We start from the raw sequence: 24,011 nt of genomic DNA, 5'->3' as shown, positions 1-24,011 counted from the left end.
AGCAATCATGGCCGGATTCAGCATCAACCTCGAAGAAAAGACCCTCTCCAACGAGTACTTCCGCGAAGTGCTGTTCACCACCAAGCAAAGCCAGCTCGTGGTGATGACCCTGCAGGCCGGCGAGGAGATCGGCGCCGAGCAGCACGACGACACCGACCAGTTCATCCGCGTGGAAGCGGGGCAGGGCAAGGCGATCCTCGACGGCGAGGAGCATGCGCTGGAAGACGGCGTGGGTGTTGTGATCCCGGCCGGCACGCATCACAACGTGATCAATACGGGCAGCGAGCCGCTGAAGCTGTACACGCTGTACACGCCGCCGGAACACCCCGACGGCACGATCCACAAGAACAAGGCCGAGGCGGACGCCTACGAGGCGGAGCATGGGCATCATTGAGTGATTCTCCGCGGCGCTTGCCTTGGTCGGCGGCGCCCGCGGCTCGGTGTCGGACATTTTTTTCTGGGTGCTTTTCCCAGAAAAAAGTGTGCGACACCGGTTCTATTCTGCGATCAAGGCAATGCAGAGGAAAACCGGTGTCGGACACTTTTCCGCATGAAGCGCGCGGAAAAGTGTCCGACACCAGATACTTCCCCCGACGGCGGTTCTACCGATAGCTTGCCCGGCCGTCCTGGCCGAGCGCCACCGTGACCAGCCGGTCGCGATATCTCACCTTCACCGACTGATTGGCCGGGCCGCGCAGCGCGGCGCGCACCAGCTGGCCATTCTGCCACGCGATATCGAGCTCGATGCCGCCGCGGGCGCGCACGCCGCGCAGCGCGCCGCCCGGCCAGGCGCGGGGCAGGGCGGGCAGCAGCCGGATCTCATCGCCCCACGATTGCACGATCATCTCCAGGATGCCGGCGGCGCCGCCGAAATTGCCGTCGACCTGGAACGGCGGATGGGCGTCGAACAGGTTCGGGTAGCTGCGCAGGGGCCCCATCAATCCCAGCAGGATCGCATGCGCGCGCTCGCCTTCGCCCATGCGTGCCCACAGGCACAGGCGCCAGGCCGTGGCCCAGCCCGTGGACAGGTCGCCGCGCGTGTCGAGCGTGTGCTTCGCGGCGGCGACCAGTTCCGGCGTGTCACGCACGTTGATCTGGTCGCTGGGATAGACGGCGTACAGGTGCGAGACGTGCCGGTGCTGCTGGTCGGGCGCGCGCGCATCCCAATCGTCCAGCCATTCCTGCAACTGGCCCTGGGCGCCGACGCGGTCGGCCGGCAGGCGCGCGCGGGCGGCGGCGACGGCTTTCGCGAAGTCCGCATCCGCCTCGCCCAGCAGCGCGTGGGCCCGCAGCGTGCGGGCGAACAGGTCGCGCAGGATCTGGCTGTCCATCGCCGGGCCGGCGCAAATCGACACGTCCGGCAGGTGCATGTTCTCCGGCGACATCGATGGCGACGTGACCAGGCCGCGCCCCTTCGGGTCTTCCACGAGCGTGTCGAGGAAGAACAGGCTGGCGCCCTTGAGCAGCGGGTAGATGCGCTTCAGGTAAGCCGGGTCGGGGTGGTATTCGTAGTGATCCCACAGCGACATGCACAGCCAGGCCCCGCCCATGGGCCAGGTGCCGTATTTTGCGCCGTCGATCGGGGCGGTTGAGCGCCACAGGTCGGTGTTGTGGTGCGCCGTCCAGCCGCGCGCGCCGTAGCTGTCGCGCGCCGTGGCGGCGCCTTTCACGGCCAGGTCCTCGACCATGCGCACCAGCGGCTCCATGCAGGTGCCGAGATTGGCGGGACCGGCGGGCCAGTAGTTCATCTCCGTGTTGATGTTGATCGTGTACTTCGAGCCCCACGGCGGGTTCGTGCCTTCGTTCCACAGGCCCTGCAGGTTCGCGGGCTGGCTGCCGGCGCGCGACGACGACAGCAGCAGATACCGCGCATATTGCACGTACAGTGCGGCCATCGCCGGATCGGGAGACGCATCGTGCCCACCCGCCAGCGCCACGATGCGTTCCTTCGTCGTGCGCTTCGGCAATGCCGGGCCGTCGATCCGCAATGACAGCGCGCGGAACAGGGCGCGGTGCGCGGCCAGGTGATCGGCCTTCAAGGTTTCGTAGGGCTTGCGCGCCGCCGCGTCGACCTGGCGCCGCACCTTGGCGACGGGGTTGCCGCTGACGTCCGCGAAGTTCACGTAGCTGGTGGCCATCGCGACCAGCAGCGTGACGCGCCTGGCGTTGCGCACCGCGATGCGCTCCCCATCGACGGCAATCTCGCCATCGCCCACCACCTTCACGCGCACGGCATAGCGCAGCGCGCCCTCGATGCCGAAGGCGGCGATATTGCGGCCTTCGACCAGCAGGCAGCCGTCGCCGTCGGCCCGGATCGACAGCGTAGTTGGGCGCGTGACGACGCGGTCGTCTTCCCGGTGGTCCCATGCGGCGCCGCCGGTATCCAGGCGCGTCACGGGGCCTTTGTGTTGGGTGGAGTCGTACTGCGCCTTGTCCGGATGCCGGTAGCCGACGTGGAAGGACATCGGCTTGTCCGCGCTGAACTGCGTGACGATCACCTGGTCGCTGGCGCTGGCGAAGGTTTCGCGCAGGTGCGCGTTGCCGCCGGTGCGCAGGCGCGTGCTCGCCACGGCGGAATCGATGTCCAGGTCGCGGCGGTACCCGGCGGGCGCGCCGGCACCTTCGAAGTCGATCAGCAGGTCGCCGGCCGCGCCATACGGCATCTGCCGGCTCGGCTTCGCCAGCAGCCGCTCCTCGGCGAGGTCGCTCGCTTCCTTGTACCGGCCCGCGTCGATCAGCGCGCGCACCTTCGGCAGCGCCGCGCGCATCGCCGGATTGTTCGGGTCGTGCGGGCCGCCGGCAAAGAGCGTGTCCTCGTTCAACTGCAAGCGCTCCTGCGCCACCCGGCCGAACACCATCGCGCCGATGCGGCCATTCCCGACCGGCAGCGCTTCGACCCAGGGGCCGGCAGGGCGGTCGTACCACAGTTCGAGGTCGTCTCGCGCGCCATCCGACCGCACGGCGCCTTGCGCGCCGGCCAGGCCGGGGAAGGCCAGCGCCAGGCCGGCGCCGAGCATGAATTCCCGGCGCGTCAACGCCGCCTGTCTCGATTCTTGTTCTGCCATCGTCACCTTTCGTCTCCGCAGCGGTTGCTTGCAGTGTCCAGTATATATAAAAAACCTAATTCGTTTGCTGCCAGGCGAGCGTTCGCCACGAAATTACCGATAATTAACGGGAGTGATATTTTTCATAATTGATATGCGCTACCAAATGGTTGCGCTAATTCCGCTCTCCTGATTACCGAGATTCCTGGCTTTCATAGTGTGTTTTGAGCAGACAAGAGTACACGTTGCGGGGATGGTAGCGCTTAACAAAGCATGGTAAAAAATGTTGACTTTGTTTCGTGCGACTTCTAAACTCGACTCCGCTGTGCTACTAAAAGGCAACAGATGGCACGGCAGTGCTGATAAAAACAGGAGACAGACCATGAAACATCGAACGACCGCCGGCCGGCGTGTCGCGCTCGGCTTGACCGCGATGGCGAGCCTGATCGCCCAGGCATACGCCCAGGACGCCACTAACGCCACTAACGTCGCCAGCCCCGCCGCTCCCGCGGCGGCCGAAGCGCCGATGCAGACCGTGCAGGTCACGGGTTATCGCAACAGCTTGCTTTCGTCGGCACGCGACAAGAAGGAAGCCGTGGGCTTCCAGGATTCGATCAACGCCGAAGACCTCGGCAAATTCCCGGACAAGAACATCGCCGAATCGCTGAGCCGCGTGCCCGGCGTGCAGGTGGCGCGCGACGTGACGGGCGAGGGCATGACGATCCAGATCCGCGGCCTCGGTTCCTCGTTCACGAAGATCCTCTTGAACAACTCGCCGATCGCGGTCGCATCGTCCGGCCCGATCGATGGCGCCAACACGAACCGCGAAGTCGACCTGGACCTGCTGCCGACCGACCTGTTCACCAAGCTTACCGTCAGCAAGAGCCCGACCGCCAGCCAGATCGAAGGCGGCGCCGCCGGCGTGGTGAACCTGCGCAGCGCGCGCCCGTTCGACAAGGAAGGCCGCCAGCTGTCGATGGGCCTGACGGGCACCAAGCAGCAGATCGCCGACAAGGCCGGCTTCCGCGGCAACGTCATCGCGTCCAATACGTGGGGCGGCAAGTTCGGCCTGCTGGGCGGCATCTCGTTCTCGCGCCAGCAGAACCGCGTGAGCGGCTTCGAGACCGTGGGCTGGACCAACCCGAACCTGACCACGGCGCAGAGCAATTCGCCGGCGCGCAACGCCACCGGCGGCGGCAACTGGACGATTCCGGCCACCGTGCCCGCCAACGCGGGCAATGGCCTGGTGCCGGGAACGGCGATCAACCAGGCATTCCTGCTGGCGCAGAATCCAGGCCTGACGATCGACCAGATCGACAACGCGATCGTGCCGCGCCTGGGCCGCACGATGGAGTACTACGGCACGCGCGACAAGATCTCGGCCGTGCTGGCGGGCGAATACCGCCCGACCGAGAACCTGCACTTCTACCTGGACACGATGTACAGCAAGAAGGACGACGACATGCAGCGCAACGCCTATACCTGGGCGGTGCGCAATAACGGGTCGATTCCGCTGAACATGACGGTCGACCGCAGCGACTGCGCCAACGGCTGCGTGGTCACCTCGGGCACGTTCGCCAACGCGCTGAACTTCATCGAGTTCGGCCCGCGCCGCGACAAGGTCGACCTGCTGGGCATCAACCCGGGCGTGGAATGGAAGATCACGCCCAAGCTCACCTTCGACGCGGCCGGCAACTGGAACCGCAGCCGCTTCACGCACGAGGCGCCGACGATCATGCCGATCACGGCACCGAACAGCGGCAACACGATCACGTATGAAAACAATGGCGGCGTGCCGTCCATCGTCTCGAACCTGGACTTGAACAATCCGGCCAGCTACCAGTGGGTGGGAGGCCGCGTCAACATCCAGAACGAGCTGCGCGAAACGGAAACCAAGGGCTTCCACACCAACCTGGCATGGGGCGACAAGAAGCTGACGATCCGCGGCGGCTTCGCCTGGGACGACATCAACCGCCGCATCCGCGCGCAGGACAATTCCGCCGCATGGCAGGCTGCCGTGTGCGGCAACAACCCGAGCGTGTTCCTGCAGGGCCCGAACGGCGCGCCGCCTTGCGACGGCGCCGTCACGCCGGGCGCCTCCGCCGCGGGCCTGTATCCGGGCTACGGCACGGGTTACACGGCGGGCCAGAACCAGGCCCTCACCTATGGCGGTTCGCTGATCCCGAATGCCGCGGTGCAGAACTACCTGGTGCCCGGCCCGTACGGCCGCCTGGCGCTGGACTGGGACCGCTTCCGCAAGGATTCGAATTACGACTACTTCAACAGCACGGCGCCCGATTCCGGTGGCTCGTCCACCGGCGCCAGCGCCGGCTACATCCGCGAGAAGTCGAAGGCGATCTATCTCGAAGCGAACGGCGAGCTGCAGCCGGCCGGGTACAACCTGCGCTGGAACGCCGGGGTGCGATACGTCCGTACCGAGCAGCTGGTCGGTTCGCTGAACTCGACGTCCGATCCGCGCAATGCCAGCCTGACACTGAACGGCAGCAAGTATCCGAACATCAGCCAGTGGGTCTACCAGAACACCGAGTACAGCAACACGCTGCCCTCCGGTACCGTGGCGCTGGACCTGACCAAGGACGTGGTGCTGCGCGCCGCCGCCTCGCGCAGCATGACCCGCGTGAATCCGAACGACCTGCGCCCGGGCATCAACTTCGGCGATGTCTCCGCGCAGGTCGGCACGATCGGCAACCCGGGCCTGAGCCCCTACCTGTCGGATAACATCGACCTGGGCGTGGACTGGTACACGGGCCGCGAAGGCTACCTGTCCGTGACCGCCTTCCAGAAGCGCCTGAATGGTTTCACCGTGAACGAGAACATCACCATGCCGTTCTCCGCGCTGGCGCAATACGGCATCAACTACAACACGCTGATTCCTAACCAGCAGGTGGCGATCGATTCGCGTGGCGGTCCGAACAACGCTACCGTGGTGATGACACGCCCGCGCAATGCCGACGGCATCCTGCGCATCCGCGGCCTGGAGATCGGCTGGGTGCAGCCGCTGGACAAGATCCTGCCGTGGCGCGGCTTCGGCATCAACGAAACGCTCACGCTGATCAACCAGAAGGCGAGCGGCGAGGGCTCGCAAGGCTTCATCGCGCTGGGTGTCCCGAAGCGCACCAACAACTTCGGCATCTACTACGAGAACCACGGCTACATGCTGCGCCTGTCGCACACGTACTCGAAGGGCAGCCAGGTGGCCTACGCCAACCAGAGCGGCATCACGCAAGCCGCCCTGTTCGGCCGCGACTACAAGCAGGCGGATTTCTCGTCGAGCTTCGAGTTGGACCAGATCTTCGATCGCGAAGGCTTGCCGATGCTCACCTTCGACATCGTCAACCTGAACAAGGCAAAGCGCAGCGGCTACTTCCAGTTCCCGAACGCCACGATGTCGCAGTACGAGCCGGGCCGCACCTTTGCCCTCGGCCTGCGCATGAAGTTCTGATGCGGGCCTGACGGCTGCTTGTCCAGGGGCCGTCGTTGCCTCGCATGGTCGGCGCCCATCCCGCAAGGGAGGGCGCCGATGTTGTTTGGCGCTGGCTTTGCCGATGCCGCCGATGCCGCCGATGTCGCTGGTGTCGCTGGTGTCGGACACCGGCTTCATGGTGTCGGACACCGGTTTTCGCATGCGCCGCCACTGCCTCGGAGGAAAACCGGTGTCCGACACCTTGCGGTGTCCGACACCAGTGCCGCCCACGCCGCCGGCCGTTACCAGCGACGCGGGCCACGCCTTCAGATACCGACGGCAACCGCCTCGCTGACGACCCGCCCGCTGCCGTTCGACACCTCGACCTTATACCTTCCGGGCTCGCCCGCCGGGATCGTGGCGCCGTTGCCGGCGACCGGCTTGCCGTCGCGATACCACCGGTACGACGGTTCCGGCACCCCGGCGGCGCGCACGCTGACCGTCCCCGTGCCGGCCACGGGCTGCGCCAGGATGATCGGCGCCAGCGCCGGCCGCCATCCTCCCAGCACGAAGGCGGGATCGCGGTATTGCGCGATCACGGCCGCGTCGCGCGTGGCATCGAGCTGCCGCGAGCGCGGGTGGCGCGCAGTCACGTCGACCGGTTTTCCGTCCACGCCACGAGAGTTGAACTCCCAGAACTTCACGTGCGTGGCGCCATCGCCAATGTCGGCCCAGCCGGCCTGGCTGATGCCGTCCAGCGTGGAATCGATCAGCACCGCCTCGGCATGCGGATAGTTCCTGCCCTTGTTATCCGGCAGGCGGGCGATCTCCGCGGGGCCGCCGACGGCCGTGAAGCGGCAACGGACGAACACGTTGCCGTGATTCGCTTCCGTGTTCCTGATCCACATGAAGGCGCTCTTCGACGCGATGTCGCAATCCTGGAAGAAGGCGGGGCCGCGGCCGAGGATCGTGTCGCCGTCGCCCGCCAGGCTGAAATGGCTGTAGTACGCGCTGCCGTTGGTCTGCAGCGCGTCGCCGGAACCACGCACCGTCACGTGCGTGACGATATTGCGCGCGCCGTTGAGCAGCAGGCCCTCGGCCTGGCCCTTGGCCGTCGTCTCGATCGTCAGGTTGACGAGCGCGATGTCCTGCACGTTGTCGGCCATGAAGGCGGCGCGGCGCGACGGGAAAGTGCCCGGCTGCTCGTTGGTGGCCACGTTCAGCGGATGCGGGTTGAACACTTCGTTGTTCGCGTAGTGGATGCGCACCCTGTTCCGATCCTCGCCCACGATCGCCAGGTTGCGCTTGTTGCGGAAGTAGACGATCTCCTCGTAGTCGCCATTCTTCACGAAGATCGTGGTGCGGCGTGCCGGCTGGTCGGGCACGTGGTCGAGCGCCCCCTGCACGGTCGAGAAGTCGCCGTCGCCCGAGGCGCTCACGGTGACCAGCGGCGCATCCTTCGACGGGGCGGCGGGCTTCGTGGTGAAGCGCCACGCCTTGCCCTGCACGCCCTGGAAGCCGTCGCCCTCGAGCACGCCCGCGTCGACCTGCACGTAATACGTCTTCCCGTACCCGAGCAGGTTGTGGTGGAGGGTGATCGTCGCCGTGTTGCCGCGCACCAGCAGCGGATGGAAGTGGAATCCTTCGGTGAAACCGCCGATGATCGTCAGCTGGTAGTCGCCCGGCGCGGCGACTGGGGCCGGCTCCACGCCGGGCGTCGGCGTGCCCGGCTTCGTGTCCGCATTGGTGCGGCGCGGCCCGCCGTAGGGATAGGGGTGGGCAAGGTAGGGCGCGCGCGGGGCGGTGCGCCGGGTGGCGGGGCCGGGCGGTATCGACAGGTCGAGCGTGTCGACGAGCCGGTCGTCGGCCGCGTCGTAGATGCGCACCTGGCCGCGCGTGCCCGGCACGGGCGCGCTGTCGAACACGAGGCGCAGCCGCGTATCCGGATTGATGCCGGCCGCGCCGCTTCTGGGCAGCAGCTCGACGGCATTCGCATGGCCCGTGAACGACAGGGCGATGGCAAGAGGCAGGGCGGCGCGCTTCATGAGACTCCTCTGGGTGTTTTCCCCATTGTAGAGCGGCAGGGCGGTCAATTGCGCTCAAGCTTCCGATCATCCTACGCGCATTCGTCATATACTGGCCGTCCGACCATTTCCGCCAGTAACCCATGATCACCAGCACGGAAACCGACTTCTGGAACGAGGCCATCCAGCAACCGACCGAGCGCCGGCACGGCGCGGCACCCGCCTTTCTCGCGGAGGCACTGGGTCACGAGCACGCCGGAGCTGCCCCATCCGGCGACGGCGGCGTCGACGCCGACCTGGGGGCCGCGCTGCGCGACCTGCCGCCGGCCGTGCTGGCGCGGCTGCACGTGAGCTGGCTCGGAGCGTACTTCGTCGAGGGCCTGGGGCGCGAAGCGCTGACCGACCTGGTGGTCTCGCCGGAAGGCGAATTCCTCGGCATCGTCACCTTGCTCGATGCCGGCGAGCTGGCCGATGCCACCGCGAACGGCTGGGCCAGCGCGCGGGCCAGCGCCATGTTTCCCGCCTCGCCGTCGCTGGTAGAAGTTTGCGTCGAGGATGATGCCGGCGACACGCGCGCCAACGCGCTGCGCCTGTTGCTGCTGCACGAGGCGGGCAAGGCGCTGGCGGCCGGCCGCAACTTCATCCCCGACTGGTGGCGCGCCGATGCGCAGGGCGAGTACTCGTTCCTGCCGCTGTCGTGGCAGGTGGGCGAGGAGGGCGCCGTGGTACCGGTGGACGACGCGTTGCGCCATGCGGAGGCCGATGCCGCGGCGGCATTCAAGGCCCTGGCGGGCACCGCCTTCCTGACGCCGTTCGGGGCGCAAAGCCCGGTCGACGACTTCGCCGAGGCGTTCGCGCTGTATGCGCACATCGTTCTCTCGCAGCGGCCGTGGTCCGCGCGCGTGTTCGATGGCGGCACGCCTGTCGAATACGCGCCGCGCTGGGACGAGCCGCGCCTGGCCGGCAAGCTGGCGCTGCTCTCGCGCTTCGTGCCGGACGTGTCGCACGAGGCCGACCCGCTGGTCGCCGCGGCCGCGCTGCCGTTCGCGCCGCTGATCGGCACGGCGCCGCTGATGCGCCGCGCCTTTAACAAGGAGGACATGGCGCCGGTCGCGCAGGCGCTGCTGGCGCGCGCGGAAGCCGACGCGCTCGACGCGAACGCCTTCCTCGATTTCTCCACCACGCTGCAACTGACCGGCGACCGTGACGTGGCGATGAACGTGCAGGCCGAGGCCGTGCGCATCCGCCCGCACTACACGCTGCCGGCGCGGCAGGGCGAGATGCTGCGCCTGCTGGTGATCATGGGCCTGGGCGACCTGATGGCGAACACGCCGGTCGAGTTCCTGCTGGAAGACTCGGACGTCACCCTGGAAATCCTGTACGTGACGGCCGAGGCGCCGTGGCCGGAAGTCGTGCCCGAACACGACGTGATGATGGTCTGCATGGGCGAGAACGACGCCAACCAGCCGCTGCTTGCGCGGCTGTCGGAATGGATCGCAGGCTGGCCGCGCCCCGTGGTCAACGGGCCGGACCGCATCGCCGTGCTGTCGCGCGACGGCGTGTGCAATGCGCTGGGCGCCATCGACGGCGTGGAGATGCCGCAAACGGTGCGCCTCGCACGGGAGCAGCTCGCCGCACTGGCTGCCGCACCGGAGACGCTGCCGTCGCTGCTGCCGGACGGCGTATTTCCGCTGATCGTGCGCCCGCTGGGTTCGCACGCAGGCCACGACCTGGACAAGATCGACACTCCGGCCGACCTGGCGGCCTACCTGGACCGGGTGCCGGCCGAGCGCTTCTACCTGTCGCGCTTCGTCGACTACCGCGGCGCCAATGGCCTGTTCGGCAAGTATCGCGTGGTGCTGATCGAGGGCACGCCGTATCTCGCGCACTTTGCCAGCTCCGAGCACTGGATGGTGCACTACCTCAATGCCGGGATGGGCGAGAGCGAAGCCAAGCGCGCGCTGGAAGCGGAGGCGATGGCGCAGTTCGACGTCACGTTCGCGGCGCGCCATCGCGCCGCGCTGGCCGAGATCGACCACCGCATCGGCCTGCCGTACGTGGGCATGGACTGCGCCGAGACGCCGGACGGACGGCTGCTCGTGTTCGAGGTGGATAACGCGATGATCGTGCACGCGATGGACGATGCGGCGCTGTACCCGTACAAGAAGCCGGCGATGGCGAAGATCTTCGCCGCGTTCAGGCAGATGCTGGAGAATGCGCGCGGCCACCGCGGCTCCGCCAGTTGACTGCAAGCAGCTGGTGTCTGACACTATCTCCCGCGCGCGGGAAATAGTGTCAGACACCGGTTTTCTCGTGAGTACTCCTCAACCTCCGCTCCGCCAACCGTTCCAACCCCTCCAGCATCGCATCGATATCCCTCCGCTCGCTGCGATGGTTCACGATGGCCACGCGAATGGCCACCTTCCCCCGCAGGGTGGTCAGCGAAGGTGCCGCGATCCCGGCTTCCTGCAGGTCGGCCACCAGCGCCGCATTGAAATCGTCGAGATCGCCCTCGGGCGCAAGGTGGCGGAAGCACACGATGTTCAGGCAGACGGGCGCCAGCAGTTCGAACGCGGGCCGCTTGCCCACTTCTCCTTCCAGGTAGCGCGCCAGCGCGCACGTGCCGGCGATGGCTTCGCCCATGCGGTCGGTGCCATAGGCCCGCAAGGTGAACCACGCCTTCAGTGCGCGGAAGGAGCGCGACAGGTCGGGGCCGAAGTCGCACGGCCACGGCGAGCCGCCGGCCATGCCGCGCGGCTCGCGCTTCAGGTAGCGCGGCGTGGCGGCGAAGGTTTGGCGGTGCAGTTCGCCGTCGCGCACCAGCACGAAGCCGGCGTCGTACGGCACCTGCGCCCACTTGTGGAAATCGAAGGCGATGGAATCGGCGTGTTCGATGCCCGCCAGCAGCGGCGCCAGCGCGGGCGACAGCATGGCCATCGCGCCGAACGCGCCATCCACGTGGAACCACAGGCCGTTCGCATGCGCGATCTCGGCCACGCGGCCCAGCGGGTCGATGGCGGCCGTGTCGACGGTGCCGGCGGTGGCGGCCACGAAGAAGGGGCGCAGGCCGCTTTGCACGTCGGCGGCGATCGCCTGTTCCAGCGCCTGCGTGTCCATGCGGAAGTCGGCGTCGACGGGGATCAGGCGCAGCGCCGCGCGGCCGATACCGGTGAGATCCATGGCCTGCGCAATGCAGTCGTGCGCCGCGGCGGACGTGTAGGCAACCAGGCCCTGTCCCATGGCCGCGAGGCCGGCGTCGCGCACTTCGGCACCGAGCGCGCGGCGGCGCGCCACCAGCACCGCGATCATATTGGCCATCGAGGTGCCGGTCACGAACACGCCGCTGGCCGTGTCCGGGAAGCGGAACAGTTCGGCCATCCAGCGCGCCACCTGCCGCTCCACCTCGACGGGAATCTGGTCGCGTCCGCCCACGTTGGCGTTCAGGCCCGCCGCCAGCATTTCGGCCAGCATGCCGACCGGCGTGCCGCCGCCATGCACCCAGCCGAAGAAGCATGGGTGCGCGTTGCCGACCGCGTAGGGCAGCATGTCTTCCATGAAGGCGCGATGCAGGTCGGCGATATCGCTGCCGGCGCGCGGCAGCGGCGCGCGCAAGCTCGCGCGCACCTCGGCCGGCGCCTGCTGCCACACGGGGCGCTCGCGCAGGTGCTCGAGGTAGTCGAACATGTCGTCGAGCATGCGGTGGCCCTGGGCGCGCAGGGCGGCCCAGTCGTCGGGATCGAGGGTGGTGCGGTGCTCGGCCATGGCGCTTCCTTTGAACTTCCGGGAAATGGCGGCACTATACTGCACCGACGTGCCCGGCAGGCGCGCCGCAGGATCAGCGCGAGACGATGAGCTTCAGGCCCAGCGCGATGAACACGGTACCGGCCACGCGGTCGAGCACCTTGCCGGCGCCGGGCCTGTTGGCGAGCCACTGGCCAATGGCGCCGGCGAAGTAACCGAGCAGGCCGAACAGCACCGCCGCCTGCAAGGTGAAGGTGACACCGAGCGCGGCCAGCTGCCAGCCCACGTCGCCCTGCGCTGCCACCACGAACTGCGGCAGGAACGACAGGAAGAACAGCACCACCTTCGGATTGATGGCGTTGGCCAGGCAGCCTTTCCAGAACAGCCGGGCGGGCGATTCGCCAGGGATGCCGGCAGCCGCCACGTTGACGGCGCCGGCGTGGCGCCACGCTCCCCAGCCCAGTTTGATGAGGTACAGGCCGCCGGCCACTTTCAGCACCGTGAACGCCGTCGGCGACGCAGCGATCAGCGCGCTGACGCCCACCACGGCCAGGACCGTGTGGCTGAGACAGCCGAATGCGCAACCCAGTCCGAAGGCGATGCCCTGTCTTCTTCCCTTCGACATGCCCATGCCGAGCACCATCAGGTTGTCGGGACCGGGGGAGGCCGTCAGTACGATGGCGGCCAGCAGGAAGGGGAAGAATTGGTCGGGGGTGAGCATGGGTGACTCGCGTTTTGGAAAACGCGAGTATATGCGACGGCGGGGCCGGCGGGGCTAGCCCTGGCCCAATGGCATGGCCGGCAAAAACCGGGGTCAGTCCCCTTGTAACGCCGCCAGCAAGCGCCGCAGCCAACACTTACCGGGGACAGACCCCTGCGCCCCCTGCGCCCCCTGTATGCAGGCGCAGCGCGCAACCTCGAGCCGGACGGCTCAATGCGCGGCCGAGAACGACTCGTGCGACGGGAATTTCGCCATCATCCATTCGCGGCGCAATTGCAGCGTATCGACGACCTCGGCGGGCAGCGTGCCGATGATTTCCGGGTCGTCGCTGGGCGTGTCGGCCAGCAGGCTGGCCAGGTGGATCACGCCGGCCAGCTGGCAGAACGGCTTCGTGGCGAGCGGGTCGCTCGAGCCTTCCAGGGCGCGCACGATCCGGGCGGGGAAGTTCCAGCGGCGGCCGAGTTCCGCCGTGATCTGGCCTTCGGAAAAGCCCAGCAGGCGTTGCTCGCGTTCCCAGCGGCCGCCCGGCAGGTGCGGCTGCTGTTCGATTTCCGCGAACTGGGCGGGGGCTACCTGCCAGATCAGCAGTTCGCCCAGGCGCAGCATCATGCCGGCCAGCCAGGCTTCGCCGCCATCGGTACCCAGGCCGGTCGCCAGCCATTTGGCATAACCGGCGCACGCCATGCTGCTCTTCCAGAATTCATCGGAATCCAGGCCTGGCAACTGCGGGAACGATTCGGCGAAGCAGGTGGCCAGCGCCAGCGTGCGGATGTGCGACATGCCGGCCAGGGCCACCGCGTCGTCCAGCGAGCTCACCCCGCGCGAAAAGCCGAAGCGGGCGCTGTTCGCCAGACGCATCAGCTTGGCGGTGAGTGCCGGGTCGCGGGCGATGATGGCGGCGATGCTTTTCGCCGAGGCGTCTTCATCGTCGAGGGTGGCGATCAGGGCGTGCGCGACTTCGGGGATCGTGGGCAGTTTAACGTCGGCAAAGAACTGGGTGAGCGTGGGCATGGGTGTCTCTCGTGCGGGTTTTTCGTGAACTGTGCGATTGCGCGCACTGGTTGCCCCAGTGTAATCCGCGAAATCGGGGGAACCGCCGAAAGATTGCATAAGATCAATGCAGAAATTGGCTGGGGTGTTGCGGAAACGCAAGCGTTCAATCGTAGTGCGCGCCTGCCGGCTCGGCTGACCAGTTCGTACCCGGCAGCGCGGTGGCCTCGGCCACCACCACGCAATCGCGGCCGGCCGCCTTGGCGGCGTACAGGGCGCCGTCGGCACGCTTGATCACCGCGCCGATATCCTCGTCGGGCGTGCGCGCCGCGATGCCGAACGAGGCGGTGACGCGCAGCCCGGCCGGCCAGGCGCCCACGCGCAACGCGGCACGCAGCTTCTCGGCCAGCTGCCGGGCCTGGTCAGCACCCGTGGCCGGGCACACGATCAGGAACTCCTCGCCGCCCCAGCGCACCAGCTTGTCGTTGGCGCGGATCTCGCCATGGATGACGGCGGCGAATTCGCGCAGCACGCCGTCGCCCACGTCGTGGCCGTGGCGGTCATTGATGCGCTTGAAGTGGTCGATATCGGCGAACACCACGGCCATCGGCGGCGCCAGCAGCGAGGAGGTGCTCATCAGCGCGGCGCGCAGGCCCTGGCGGTTCAGGGCGCCCGTCAGCGGGTCGGTGTTGGCCTGCTCGACCAGTTCGCGCGCTTCGAGCTGCAGCGCCGCGTTGATCTCGCCGAGCAGCGTGAGGCGGCGGCTGCTCTCGCCCAGTTCGCGGCGCAGGTGCAGCGACGTCAGCACCGGCCAGCTCACCGCGCACATGATCCATGCCGCCATCAGGCCCACGTACAGCTCGCCGCTCGTGACCCACTTTCCGTGCAGGCGCAGCGATCGCAACTCCACGACATGTTCCCCGGCCGCGCTGGTGGCGCCGGTGAGCACTTCCACGCTGGTGACGTTGTCGATGCGCATATCGGTCTCGTCGAGCGGCACCTTCATGTAGTCAATCCACCACGTCGCCGTGTGGAACACGTTCAGCGGCACGCGGATTTCGCCGTCGCCCGTGACCGGAAACTCCACTTCATTGACCTTGCGCGTCATCACTTCGCCCGGTTTCGAGATCGCGGGCTCGTAATTGAGCAGCATCACCCGCAAGGCATGCCGGCCCGGCCCCTCGTACTTCACGTCGAAGGTCACGGCATCGAATTCCGACAGGTCCATGCCGGCCGCCGTTTCCGAGATGAGGAACTGGTATTTGCAGGCAGGCCACTCGATGCTGCGAACCAGTTGGCAGCGCATCGTCAGCGCACCGTTCCCGCGTTCCAGCGACACGCTGCTGCGGCCACCCATCCAGCGGTCGTCCATTGCCTCGATGCGCACGTCGCGGCGCTGGGTGAGGTCGACCACGCGCTCCATGCCGAAGTGATGCCACACCAGCAAGCCGATGGTGATCACCATCAGGATCGCGATGGCACGATACATATAGCGATGGGCGCGCGCAGGGTTCAAGGGGCAAGAGGGAGAGCGGAGGGCAGGGGTAAACGATACGCGTATAATTTCTACCGGGCAATAAATATTTCAGAGACTGTTGCGCTGGCAGGACGGCAAAGCGTCACATTTTGCCGCGCCCGGCCGGACGGCCGCGCAGCATTGACTGGCCGACAACTCTCATGCGATATTGCATTTTCTTCCTGTTAAGAAAGCGATTTCATGCGTCAATCCCTCTCCGCCCTGACCCTGATGCTGGCCGCGGCCGGCGTTCATGCCCAGCCGGCCACCGATACCGTGGCGGCGCGCATATCGGCCGATTCGCTGCGCGGCCACCTGTCCTTCCTTGCCTCGGACCTGCTGGAAGGGCGCGGCACGCCGTCGCGCGGGCTGGACCTGGCGGCCGAATATATCGCCGCCCAGTTCCGCCGCGCCGGCCTGGAAGCGGCGGGGGATGACGGTTACTTCCAGACGGCGAAGTGGCAGCAGGCCAGCCGCGATCCGAAGGACTTCGCCTTCACCTTGCAGGCTGGCGGCAAGACCTTCACCGTCGCGCATACCGCCGCCACCGCCAACTTCGTGCAGCCGGTGGCGCTGGCCGCGACACCGGTGGTGCGCCTGACGTGGCAGGATGCCCAGCAGGCGGGCGCGGAAATCGATGGGAAGGTGCTGGTGGTGCCGGCTGCCCCGATGCTCGACGCCGCGGACGTGCTGCGCGCGGGGCTGAAGGCGCGCCCGGCGCTGGTGGTGCTGGTCGACCCGCGCGGCATGCACCGCAACCGCGGCGAAGGCTGGCTGATCGATCCGGAGCAGGTGGCCCCGGCCGGCGCGCCGCCCGTGATCCTGCTGCACGATGCGGCCGCCGCGGCCGCGCTGGAAGGCGAGGGCGCCACGGTGGCTGCCACCGTCGGCGTGCCGCAGCTGCGCGCGGTGAAACTGAAGAACGTGGTCGGCGTGCTGCGTGGCAGCGACCCGCAACTGAAGAACACCTATGTGCTGCTGACGGCGCACTACGACCACCTGGGCATCCGGAATGGCGAGATCCACAACGGCGCCAACGATGACGGCAGCGGCACGGTCGCCGTCATCGACATCGCGGCCGCGCTGGCCGCGGAAAAGACGCGCCCGCGCCGCAGCATCGTCTTCGTGGCGCTGTTCGGCGAGGAACTGGGCCTGCTTGGCTCGCGCTACTACGGCCGCCACCCTGTGTTCCCCCTGCAGGATACGGTCGCGCACCTGAACCTCGAACAGGTCGGCCGCACCGACGACAGCGAGGGCGCCCAGGTTGGCACGGCTACGCTGACGGGCTTCGATTATTCGACGGTGACCGATTACCTGAAGAAGGCGGGCGAGCGCACCGGCGTGCGGCTGTGGAAGCACGCCGCCAACAGCGACCGCTATTTCGCCCGCAGCGACAACCAGGCGCTGGCCGACGTGGGCGTGCCCGCCCATACCCTCGCCGTGGCCTTCGGCTTCCCCGACTACCACGGCAAGGACGACGACTGGGCGAAGCTCGACTACGACAACATGGCGCGCGTCACGCGCATGGTCGCGCTGGCGCTGCAGGACATGGCCAACGATGCCGTGCGGCCGAAGTGGACCGGGGTACCGAATGCGGCGCCGTATGCGGAGGCAGCACGGAAGTTGCTGGGGAAGTGACGGCCACCGGCGCCTGATGCCTCGGTGTCGCACATGATTTTCCGAAGGAAAATCGTGTGCGACACCAAGTGCAGAGATGGCCGCAGCGCCTAGAACAGCACCCGCTGCCTGCTGGTCAACCCCGTAAAACTATCTCCCAGGAACGGCAGGATCGCATCCGCGATCGGCTGCAGCTGCCGCTCCAGGTAATGCGCATAATCGATCGGCGCGCGCCGCGTCTCGAGCGGTTCGGGTCCGGCGGTCGTCATCAGGTAGCGGATCCAGCCGCGATTCTGGTATTGCAGCGGCCGGCCCTGGGCGGCATTGAATTCGTCGGCGATGCGGGCGGCGCGCACGTGCGGAGGGACGTTCTTCTCGTAGTCGTCCAGCGCGCGGCGCAGCCGCTTGCGGTAGACGAGCAATTCATCCAGTTCGCCGCGCAGCATGCGTTCCGTGTAGTCGCGCACGTACTCGCGGTGCGGCTCGCCGCGGAAGACCAGGCCGTACAGCGTCTGCTGGAATTGCTGGGCCAGCGGCGTCCAGTCCGTGCGCACCGTTTCCAGGCCCTTGAACACGATGTCGTCGCTGCCGTCGGCGCGCAGCACCAGGCCGGCGTAGCGCTTCTTGCTGCCTTCGTCGGAATCGCGCACGGTCGGCATCAGGAAGCGCCGGTAGTGCGTCTCGTACTGCAGCTCCAGCGCGCTCTCCAACCCGAATTCCGCGCGCAGCTGCGCGCGCCAGTAATCGTTGACGTGCGCCACGAGGGCGCGGCCGATATCGTCGGCCTCTTGCGTGCCATGGGCGCGGCCCAGCCAGACGAAGGTGGAGTCGGTGTCGCCGTAGATCACCTGGTAACCGCGTTCCTCGATCAGCGCGCGCGTGCGGTGCATGATCTCGTGCCCGCGCATCGTGATCGACGACGCCAGGCGCGGGTCGAAGAAGCGGCAGCCGGTGGAACCGAGCACGCCGTAGAACGCGTTCATGATGATCTTCAGCGCCTGCGACAGCGGGGCGTTCTTCTCGCGCTTGGCCGCCTCGCGGCCCTGCGAGATGCGCGTGACGATCGCCGGCAGGCAGTGCTTCGTGCGCGAGAAGCGCGCGCCGACGAAGCCCGGCACCGTGTTCGTCTCCACCTCGGCCTCCTCGACGCGCAAACCCTCGATGAGCCCTACGGGATCGATCAGGAAGGTGCGGATGATCGACGGGTACAGGCTTTTATAGTCGAGCACCAGCACCGAGTCGTACAGCCCCGAGCGCGAATCCATCACGAAGCCGCCCGGGCTGTTCTCGCCCCGCACGTCGCCCAGGTTCGGCGCCACGTAGCCGGCGCGGTGCATCAGCGGCATGTAGAGATGCTCGAAGGCGGCCACCGAACCGCCGCTGCGGTCGGCCGCCAGCCCCGTCACGCTGGCGCGCTCCAGCAGGAAGTCGAGGATGCCCGTCTTGGCGAAGATGCGCGTGACGAGTTCGCAGTCCTGCAGGTTGTAGCGGGCCAGGGCCGGCTTGTCCTCGGCGAACATGCGGTTGATCTCGTCCATGCGGTCGTAGGGATTGTCGATCGCCTTGCCTTCGCCCAGCAGCGTGCGCGCCACGTGCTCCAGGCTGAACGAGGTGAAGCTCCAGGTGGCCGAGCGCAGCGCCTCGATGCCGTCGATCAGCAGCCGGCCAGGCGCGGACGCGAAGAAATGCTGGCCGTTGGTGTGCTCGCGCCATTCCATGGGCGCGCCGCCGCGGCCCAGCAGCAGCGGCACGCCGTACCGGTCAGCATGCTTCTGCAGCACGCGCAGGTCGAACTGGATCACGCTCCAGCCGATGATCGCGTCGGGATCGTGCCGGGCCATCCACTCGTTCAGCCGTACCAGCAGTTCGGGGCGGTCGGCGCAATACGTGAGGGGAAAGTCGAGGGTGCCCGCGTCGCCGTTGGGCGGCCCCAGCATGTAGACGTCGCGCGCGCCACAGCCCTCGATGGCGATCGAATACAGTTCTCCATGCGCGGTGGTCTCGATGTCGAGCGAGGCCAGGCGCAGCTTCGGCCGGTAACCCTCGTCCGGCTTGAGCCGCGCGTTGACGATCACGTCGCCCTCGCCAGCTTCGTCGCCCTCGAACGTCACGGGGGCCGTGATGAAGCGCTCCATCAGGTAGCGCTCGGGCGGCCGCACGTCGGCCTCGTAGACGTCCACGCCATGCTCGCGCAGCCGCTTTTCCAGTTTCAGCAGCTGCCGGTAATGGCCGCAGTACAGGCCGACCACGGGGCGGTGCCGGAAGTCGCGCAGCGACAGCGCGCGCAGCTCCCAGCCCCGCTCCCTGGCCAGCACCTTTTCGGCGGCATCCTGCCACTCGGCGGGGATGAAGGCGACGGCCGGTTGCGGCGGCAGCCGCAGGCGGCGCGGGCCGGCGTCGGTGGCGACCCAGAATTCGACCTCGGTACCGGCGTCGGTATCGCGCCAGTGGCGGGTCAGCAGAAACCCGGGTTGAGAGTCTGCATGCCGGGAGGCTGCACGCCCGGAATCTGCTTGCCCGGCGGCTGCATGCTGGGAGTCGGGCTGGCGCACGGGATTACAGTGTGGCGCGCCACACCACGCGGTTGCGGCCGGCCTGCTTGGCGCGGTACAGGTGGGCGTCCGCGGCGGCGAACAGGGCGGTGGTGTCCTCGTCCGGCAGCAGCGTGGCGCCGCCCACGCTGGCGGTGAGCACCGGTGCCACGGGCGAGGCCAGGTGTTCGATTGCCAGCCGGTTCAGCGAATCGCGCAGCCGGTCCATCAGGGCGCGGGCGTGGGCGGCATCCGTTTCCGGCATCAGCAGCACCAGTTCCTCGCCGCCGTAGCGGGCCGCCAGGTCGCCGGGGCGCTGCACGGCGGCATTGGCCGTGCGTGCCACGGCGCGCAGCGCCCGGTCGCCGGCCGGGTGGCCGTAGTGGTCGTTGTATTGCTTGAAGGCGTCGATGTCGAGCAGCGCCAGCGACAGCGGCGTGCCGTTGCGGCGCGCGCGTTGCAGCTCCTGTTCGAACATTTCGTCGAAGCGGCGGCGGTTGGCCAGTTCGGTCAGGCCGTCCACGTGCGCCAGCCGTTCCAGCATGCGGCGCTGGCGCACCATCTGCAGGTGCAATGCCACGCGCGCCATCACCACGGTGGCGTTGAACGGCTTGGAGATATAGTCGGAAGCGCCCAGCTTCAGGCCTTGCGCCTCGTCCTCGGGCCGGCCCAGGCCGGAAACGAAGATCACGGCGATGTCGGCCGTGCGGGGGTCTTCGCGCAGCCGGCGCAGCACTTCGAAGCCATCCATGTCCGGCATCAGCACGTCGAGCAGGATCAGGTCCGGCACGTGCCGCGCGGCGCGGTCGAGCGTCTGCGCGCCATCCCTGGCAAGCAGCACCGTGTACTCGGGCTTGAGCAATTCGGCGAGCACCTCGCGGTTGATCGCGTCGTCGTCGGCCACCAGGACTTTTTGCATCGTGTTCATGCGGCTTCTTCGAGAGTGGTAGCCAGCGCCTGCGCCAGGCGGGCCAGCGGCTGGAGTGCCGCATGATACTCGATCTCGGCGACCGCCCGGCCGATCTCGGCCAGCAGGGCGCCGTGCGCCGCCGTGGCCGGCAACGCGCGCAGTTCGCGCAGCAGGTCTTCGGCCCGCGCATCGTCGTCTCGCAGGCAGGCGGCGAGTGCGCGCAGCAGCGCGTGCACGTCGGCCCCGGTGGCCGGTGCCGCGCGTAGCGCCGCCAGCGGCGCCAGGCCACCGAGCAGCGTATCGAGCATGGCGACCAGTTCCGGCACCGACGTGGCCAGCCGTTCCTGGCGTTCCTGGCGCAGGTCGAACTCGACGGCGCCGGCCAGCCGCGATACCGCCGTGGCGCCGATGTACACTGCGCTCGACTTCAGGTTATGCACCAGCACGCCCATCGACGCATGGTCGCCGGCCGCCAGCGCGGCGCGCAGGGCCGCCGGCGCCGTGGCGTACTCGCGCACGAAGCCTTCCAGGCGCTTTTGCAGGCGCGGGCGCCGGCCATCCACGCTGGCCAGCGCCGCTTCCCAGTCGACACCCGGCACGGCCGGGAGCGGTGGCGCCGGAAATTCTTCCGCCGCCACCGGCTCCGGCGCGGGCGGTGCCGGCGGCGTGCGGCCGGCCAGCCGGCCCGGCTCGATCCAGCGCAGCAGCGCGGCGAACAGCAGGTCCGGGTCGATCGGTTTCGTCACGTGGTCGTTCATGCCCGCCGCCAGGCTTTTCTCGCGGTCGCCCGCCAGCGCATGGGCCGTCATCGCCACGATGGGCAGGTTCGCGCAGGCCGGCATGGAACGGATGCGGCGCGTGGCCGCCAGGCCATCCATTTCCTGCATCTGGATATCCATCAGCACCAGGTCGTAGTCGCCGGCCTGCACCATGCGCACGGCTTCCAGGCCGTTGACAGCCACGTCCACCTGCATGCGCGCGGCCGCCATGAAGTCCAGCGCCACCTCGCGGTTGTTGGCATTGTCGTCCACCAGCAGCACGCGGGCGCCGTCCAGCCGCGCCAGGTCGAGGTCGCGCACCTGCACGCCCTGGGTCGCCGCCGCCGGGCCGGACATTTCCGGCCGCAGCACCTGCAGCAGGCTGTGGTAGAGCAGGGCGGGGCCTACCGGCTTGGTGAGGAAGCCGGACAGCGGCAACTCGCCGGCCTGTTGCAGCACCGCGTCCCGGGTGCACACCGTGAGCATGAGGATCGCCGGCGGTGCGGCGAAGCGCCGGTCCTCGCGGATCCGCTGGATCGTCTGCACGCCGTCCAGGTCCGGCATCAGGTAATCCATCAGCACGACATGGTAGGGCAGGCCGCCGTTCTCCGCCGCGTGCAGCATGGCCAGGCACTGTTCGCCGGAATCGGCGGTGTCCGCCGCGATGCCGAAGCCGCCCAGCATCTCGACGATGGCTTCGCGCGCGGTAGCGCTGTCATCGACCACCAGTACCCGCGCCTGCTGCGGCAGCGTGGCCGGCAACGGCAGCGCCTCGTCCGGGTTGCCGATGCCCACGTCCACCGTGAAGCTGAAGGTGCTGCCGGCGCCGGGCCGGCTGCGCACCGTGATCTGCCCGCCCATCAGCTGCACCAGCTGCTGCGAGATCGTCAGGCCCAGGCCGGTGCCGCCGTAGCGGCGCGTCATCGACGCGTCGCCCTGGCTGAAGGCGCGGAACAGGTTGGCCTGCTGCTCTTCGTTCATGCCGATGCCCGTGTCGCTGACGGTGAAGCGCAGGGTGACACCATCGGCCGCCTTGCCGGCACCCTTGTTGACCACGTCGACGGCGACCACCACTTCTCCCCGCTCGGTGAACTTGACGGCGTTGCCGGTCAGGTTCAGCAGTACCTGGCCGAGCCGCAGCGGGTCGCCGGTGAGCACGGCGGGCACGCCGCGGCCCACGCGGAACACCAGTTCCACCTTGCGCGCGTCCGACTTCAACGCCGTCAGGCTGGAAAGGTGGTCGAGCAGCGCGTCGACATTGAACGGCACGTTCTCGAGCGTCATCTTGCCCGCCTCGATCTTCGAGAAGTCGAGGATATCGTCGATGATGCCCAGCAGGTGCTCGCCCGCGCCGAGGATCTTGGACAGGTAATTGCGCAGCCGCGGGTCCGGCCCGGCCATCAGTGCCAGCCGGCTCATGCCGAGGATGGCGTTCATCGGCGTGCGGATCTCGTGGCTCATGTTGGCCATGAAGTCCGACTTCAGCCTGGCGGCGGCCTCGGCGCGCAGCATGGCCGTCTGCAAGCCCTGCGTGCGCAAGCCCAGGATGCGCATGTACAGCAGCATGTCGACCGCGTTGGCCAGCGCCAGCGCGTGCATCGTCCAGAACGTGGCTTCGACCTGGCCGGCGAAGACCTGGCCCAGCACCATGGCGCCGGCGAAACAGAAGAGCCAGCTGGTGGTGAAGTACCAGCCCACCGGGTCGCCGCGGCGCATCAGTCGGAAGGCGCCGGGCAGGCCGAACAGCTTGGGCGTGGCACCCAGCGTGGAGACCACCAGCAGCAGGCCGTTCATCGGCAGGATGTCGAGCGCATAGGTAACGGCCGTCAAGGCCATCAGCGCGGCGCAACCCTTCATCAGCAGGCTGAAACGCCGGTCCATGCCGCGCCGAGCCAGCACCTGTTCGACGAACAGGTAGGAACCGCAGGAAGCCACCATGGCAGCGATGCCGCCCATGTGCTCGATCATCCACGCATTGCCGGGCCACAGGTACTGCTGGCCGATGCCGAAGAAGTCGATCGTGTACAGGCCCAGGCCGAAGGTGCCGAGGGCGAACTTGCCGAACGTGTGGTCGCGCAGCGAGGCCCATTGCGCCAGGCTGTAGGCGAGCAGGCAGAGTGCCAGGCCGGCCAGCAGCCCCTGCGCCATCTGCTCGACCAGTTCCAGGCGGTGGAAGCGCGCCGCCTTCTCCAGCCGAACGGGCAGGATGATGGGGCCGCGCGCCTCGACGCGCATCAGCAGCGTGTGTTCGCCCTGCGGCAGGGTGAGCACGAAGGCGGGAACACGCGCACCGAGTTGCGGTTCGGGGGGCGGCAGGCGGTTGCCGCCCGCCATATGCCGGCCCAGCCGGCCGTCCCTGGCGAGCCACAGGTCCGCCCGGCCCAGCAGCGCGTAGTTCAGCGCCAGCACCCACTGGCCGTCGGCGCCCCGCGGCACCGTCACGGGGATGCGCAGCCACACCACGCGCTCATAGCGGCCGGTGGTGCCGCGCGCCGTGTCGGGCGGGTGGAAACGGTCCTGCGCGGCCAGGGCCGCGGCGGCGTCGAGCCGGCTGTCGGGGTCGGACAGCATCGTCATTGCCGACCAGGCATCGACCTCCTGCCGCGCGTCGTCCAGCACCACGGGGGCGGCTGCGGCGGCAGCCAATCCGGGCAGCAGCAGCGCCAGCAGCAGCGCGAGCAGGAGCGCCAGCGGCAGCGCCAGCGTCGGCGGCACCAGGGTTCTCGTCATGCGTG

General features: G+C 68.1%; 13 protein-coding genes. 4 read left to right on the top strand and 9 right to left on the bottom strand.

Translation table 11 applies throughout. From position 1 onward, the window contains the following. Positions 1 to 7 precede the first annotated feature (7 nt). On the top strand, positions 8 to 394 hold the full coding sequence (locus V6Z91_RS28090) for a cupin domain-containing protein (RefSeq protein ID WP_338764115.1): 387 nt from the start codon (positions 8 to 10) through the stop codon (positions 392 to 394). A gap of 208 nt (positions 395 to 602) precedes the next feature. On the opposite strand, the gene V6Z91_RS28085 is transcribed toward V6Z91_RS28090, so the two are convergent. Next, entirely contained in the window at positions 603 to 3,065 is a 2,463-nt protein-coding gene (locus V6Z91_RS28085; protein WP_338764112.1) for a glycoside hydrolase family 95 protein, read from the bottom strand. 361 nt (positions 3,066 to 3,426) lie between these two features. Between V6Z91_RS28085 and V6Z91_RS28080 the strand changes: the two genes are divergently transcribed. Continuing rightward, complete coding sequence (locus tag V6Z91_RS28080) at positions 3,427 to 6,507, top strand: TonB-dependent receptor (protein ID WP_338764110.1); 3,081 nt, start codon at positions 3,427 to 3,429, stop codon at positions 6,505 to 6,507. Positions 6,508 to 6,794: 287 nt separating this feature from the next. On the opposite strand, the gene V6Z91_RS28075 is transcribed toward V6Z91_RS28080, so the two are convergent. Further along, on the bottom strand, positions 6,795 to 8,513 hold the full coding sequence (locus tag V6Z91_RS28075; RefSeq protein ID WP_338764108.1) for a pectinesterase family protein: 1,719 nt from the start codon (positions 8,511 to 8,513) through the stop codon (positions 6,795 to 6,797). A 122-nt stretch (positions 8,514 to 8,635) separates the two neighbouring features. On the opposite strand from V6Z91_RS28075, the gene V6Z91_RS28070 reads away from it, so the two are divergent. After that, complete coding sequence (locus V6Z91_RS28070) at positions 8,636 to 10,738, top strand: hypothetical protein (RefSeq protein WP_338764106.1); 2,103 nt, start codon at positions 8,636 to 8,638, stop codon at positions 10,736 to 10,738. Between the two features lie 49 nt (positions 10,739 to 10,787). Here the strand turns inward: V6Z91_RS28070 and V6Z91_RS28065 are convergent, their stop codons facing one another. From V6Z91_RS28065 to V6Z91_RS28050, 4 genes are all read right to left on the bottom strand, one after another. Continuing rightward, the gene (locus tag V6Z91_RS28065) at positions 10,788 to 12,254 is read right to left on the bottom strand and encodes an aspartate aminotransferase family protein (protein WP_338764104.1); all 1,467 of its coding nucleotides are present in this window, start codon (positions 12,252 to 12,254) and stop codon (positions 10,788 to 10,790) included. Between the two features lie 73 nt (positions 12,255 to 12,327). Next, positions 12,328 to 12,954 carry a LysE family translocator gene (locus tag V6Z91_RS28060; protein ID WP_338764102.1) on the bottom strand — a complete coding sequence of 209 codons (627 nt, stop codon included), beginning with the start codon at positions 12,952 to 12,954 and terminating at the stop codon, positions 12,328 to 12,330. A 210-nt stretch (positions 12,955 to 13,164) separates the two neighbouring features. Beyond that, positions 13,165 to 13,965 carry an HDOD domain-containing protein gene (locus V6Z91_RS28055; RefSeq protein WP_338764099.1) on the bottom strand — a complete coding sequence of 267 codons (801 nt, stop codon included), beginning with the start codon at positions 13,963 to 13,965 and terminating at the stop codon, positions 13,165 to 13,167. Positions 13,966 to 14,110: 145 nt separating this feature from the next. Further along, complete coding sequence (locus V6Z91_RS28050; RefSeq protein ID WP_338764097.1) at positions 14,111 to 15,433, bottom strand: GGDEF domain-containing protein; 1,323 nt, start codon at positions 15,431 to 15,433, stop codon at positions 14,111 to 14,113. Between the two features lie 228 nt (positions 15,434 to 15,661). On the opposite strand from V6Z91_RS28050, the gene V6Z91_RS28045 reads away from it, so the two are divergent. Then, positions 15,662 to 17,098 (top strand): M28 family peptidase, encoded by a 1,437-nt coding sequence (locus tag V6Z91_RS28045; RefSeq protein ID WP_338764095.1) that lies wholly within the window; start codon positions 15,662 to 15,664, stop codon positions 17,096 to 17,098. Between the two features lie 89 nt (positions 17,099 to 17,187). Here the strand turns inward: V6Z91_RS28045 and V6Z91_RS28040 are convergent, their stop codons facing one another. The 3 genes from V6Z91_RS28040 to V6Z91_RS28030 all read right to left on the bottom strand — a co-directional run bounded on the left by V6Z91_RS28040 (position 17,188) and on the right by V6Z91_RS28030 (position 24,006). Further along, complete coding sequence (locus V6Z91_RS28040; RefSeq protein WP_338772091.1) at positions 17,188 to 19,539, bottom strand: DNA polymerase II; 2,352 nt, start codon at positions 19,537 to 19,539, stop codon at positions 17,188 to 17,190. 94 nt (positions 19,540 to 19,633) lie between these two features. Continuing rightward, complete coding sequence (locus V6Z91_RS28035; protein WP_338764093.1) at positions 19,634 to 20,536, bottom strand: diguanylate cyclase; 903 nt, start codon at positions 20,534 to 20,536, stop codon at positions 19,634 to 19,636. After that, the gene (locus V6Z91_RS28030; protein WP_338764091.1) at positions 20,533 to 24,006 is read right to left on the bottom strand and encodes a response regulator; all 3,474 of its coding nucleotides are present in this window, start codon (positions 24,004 to 24,006) and stop codon (positions 20,533 to 20,535) included. Before V6Z91_RS28030 ends, V6Z91_RS28035 begins: the two co-directional genes overlap by 4 nt. Between the last annotated feature and the right edge of the window lie 5 nt (positions 24,007 to 24,011).

This window comes from Massilia sp. METH4, assembly GCF_037094685.1.
Lineage (GTDB): Bacteria > Pseudomonadota > Gammaproteobacteria > Burkholderiales > Burkholderiaceae_D > Rugamonas.
The sequence above is the reverse complement of the archived record's forward strand: the minus strand, read 5'-3'. Positions and strand labels throughout refer to the sequence as shown.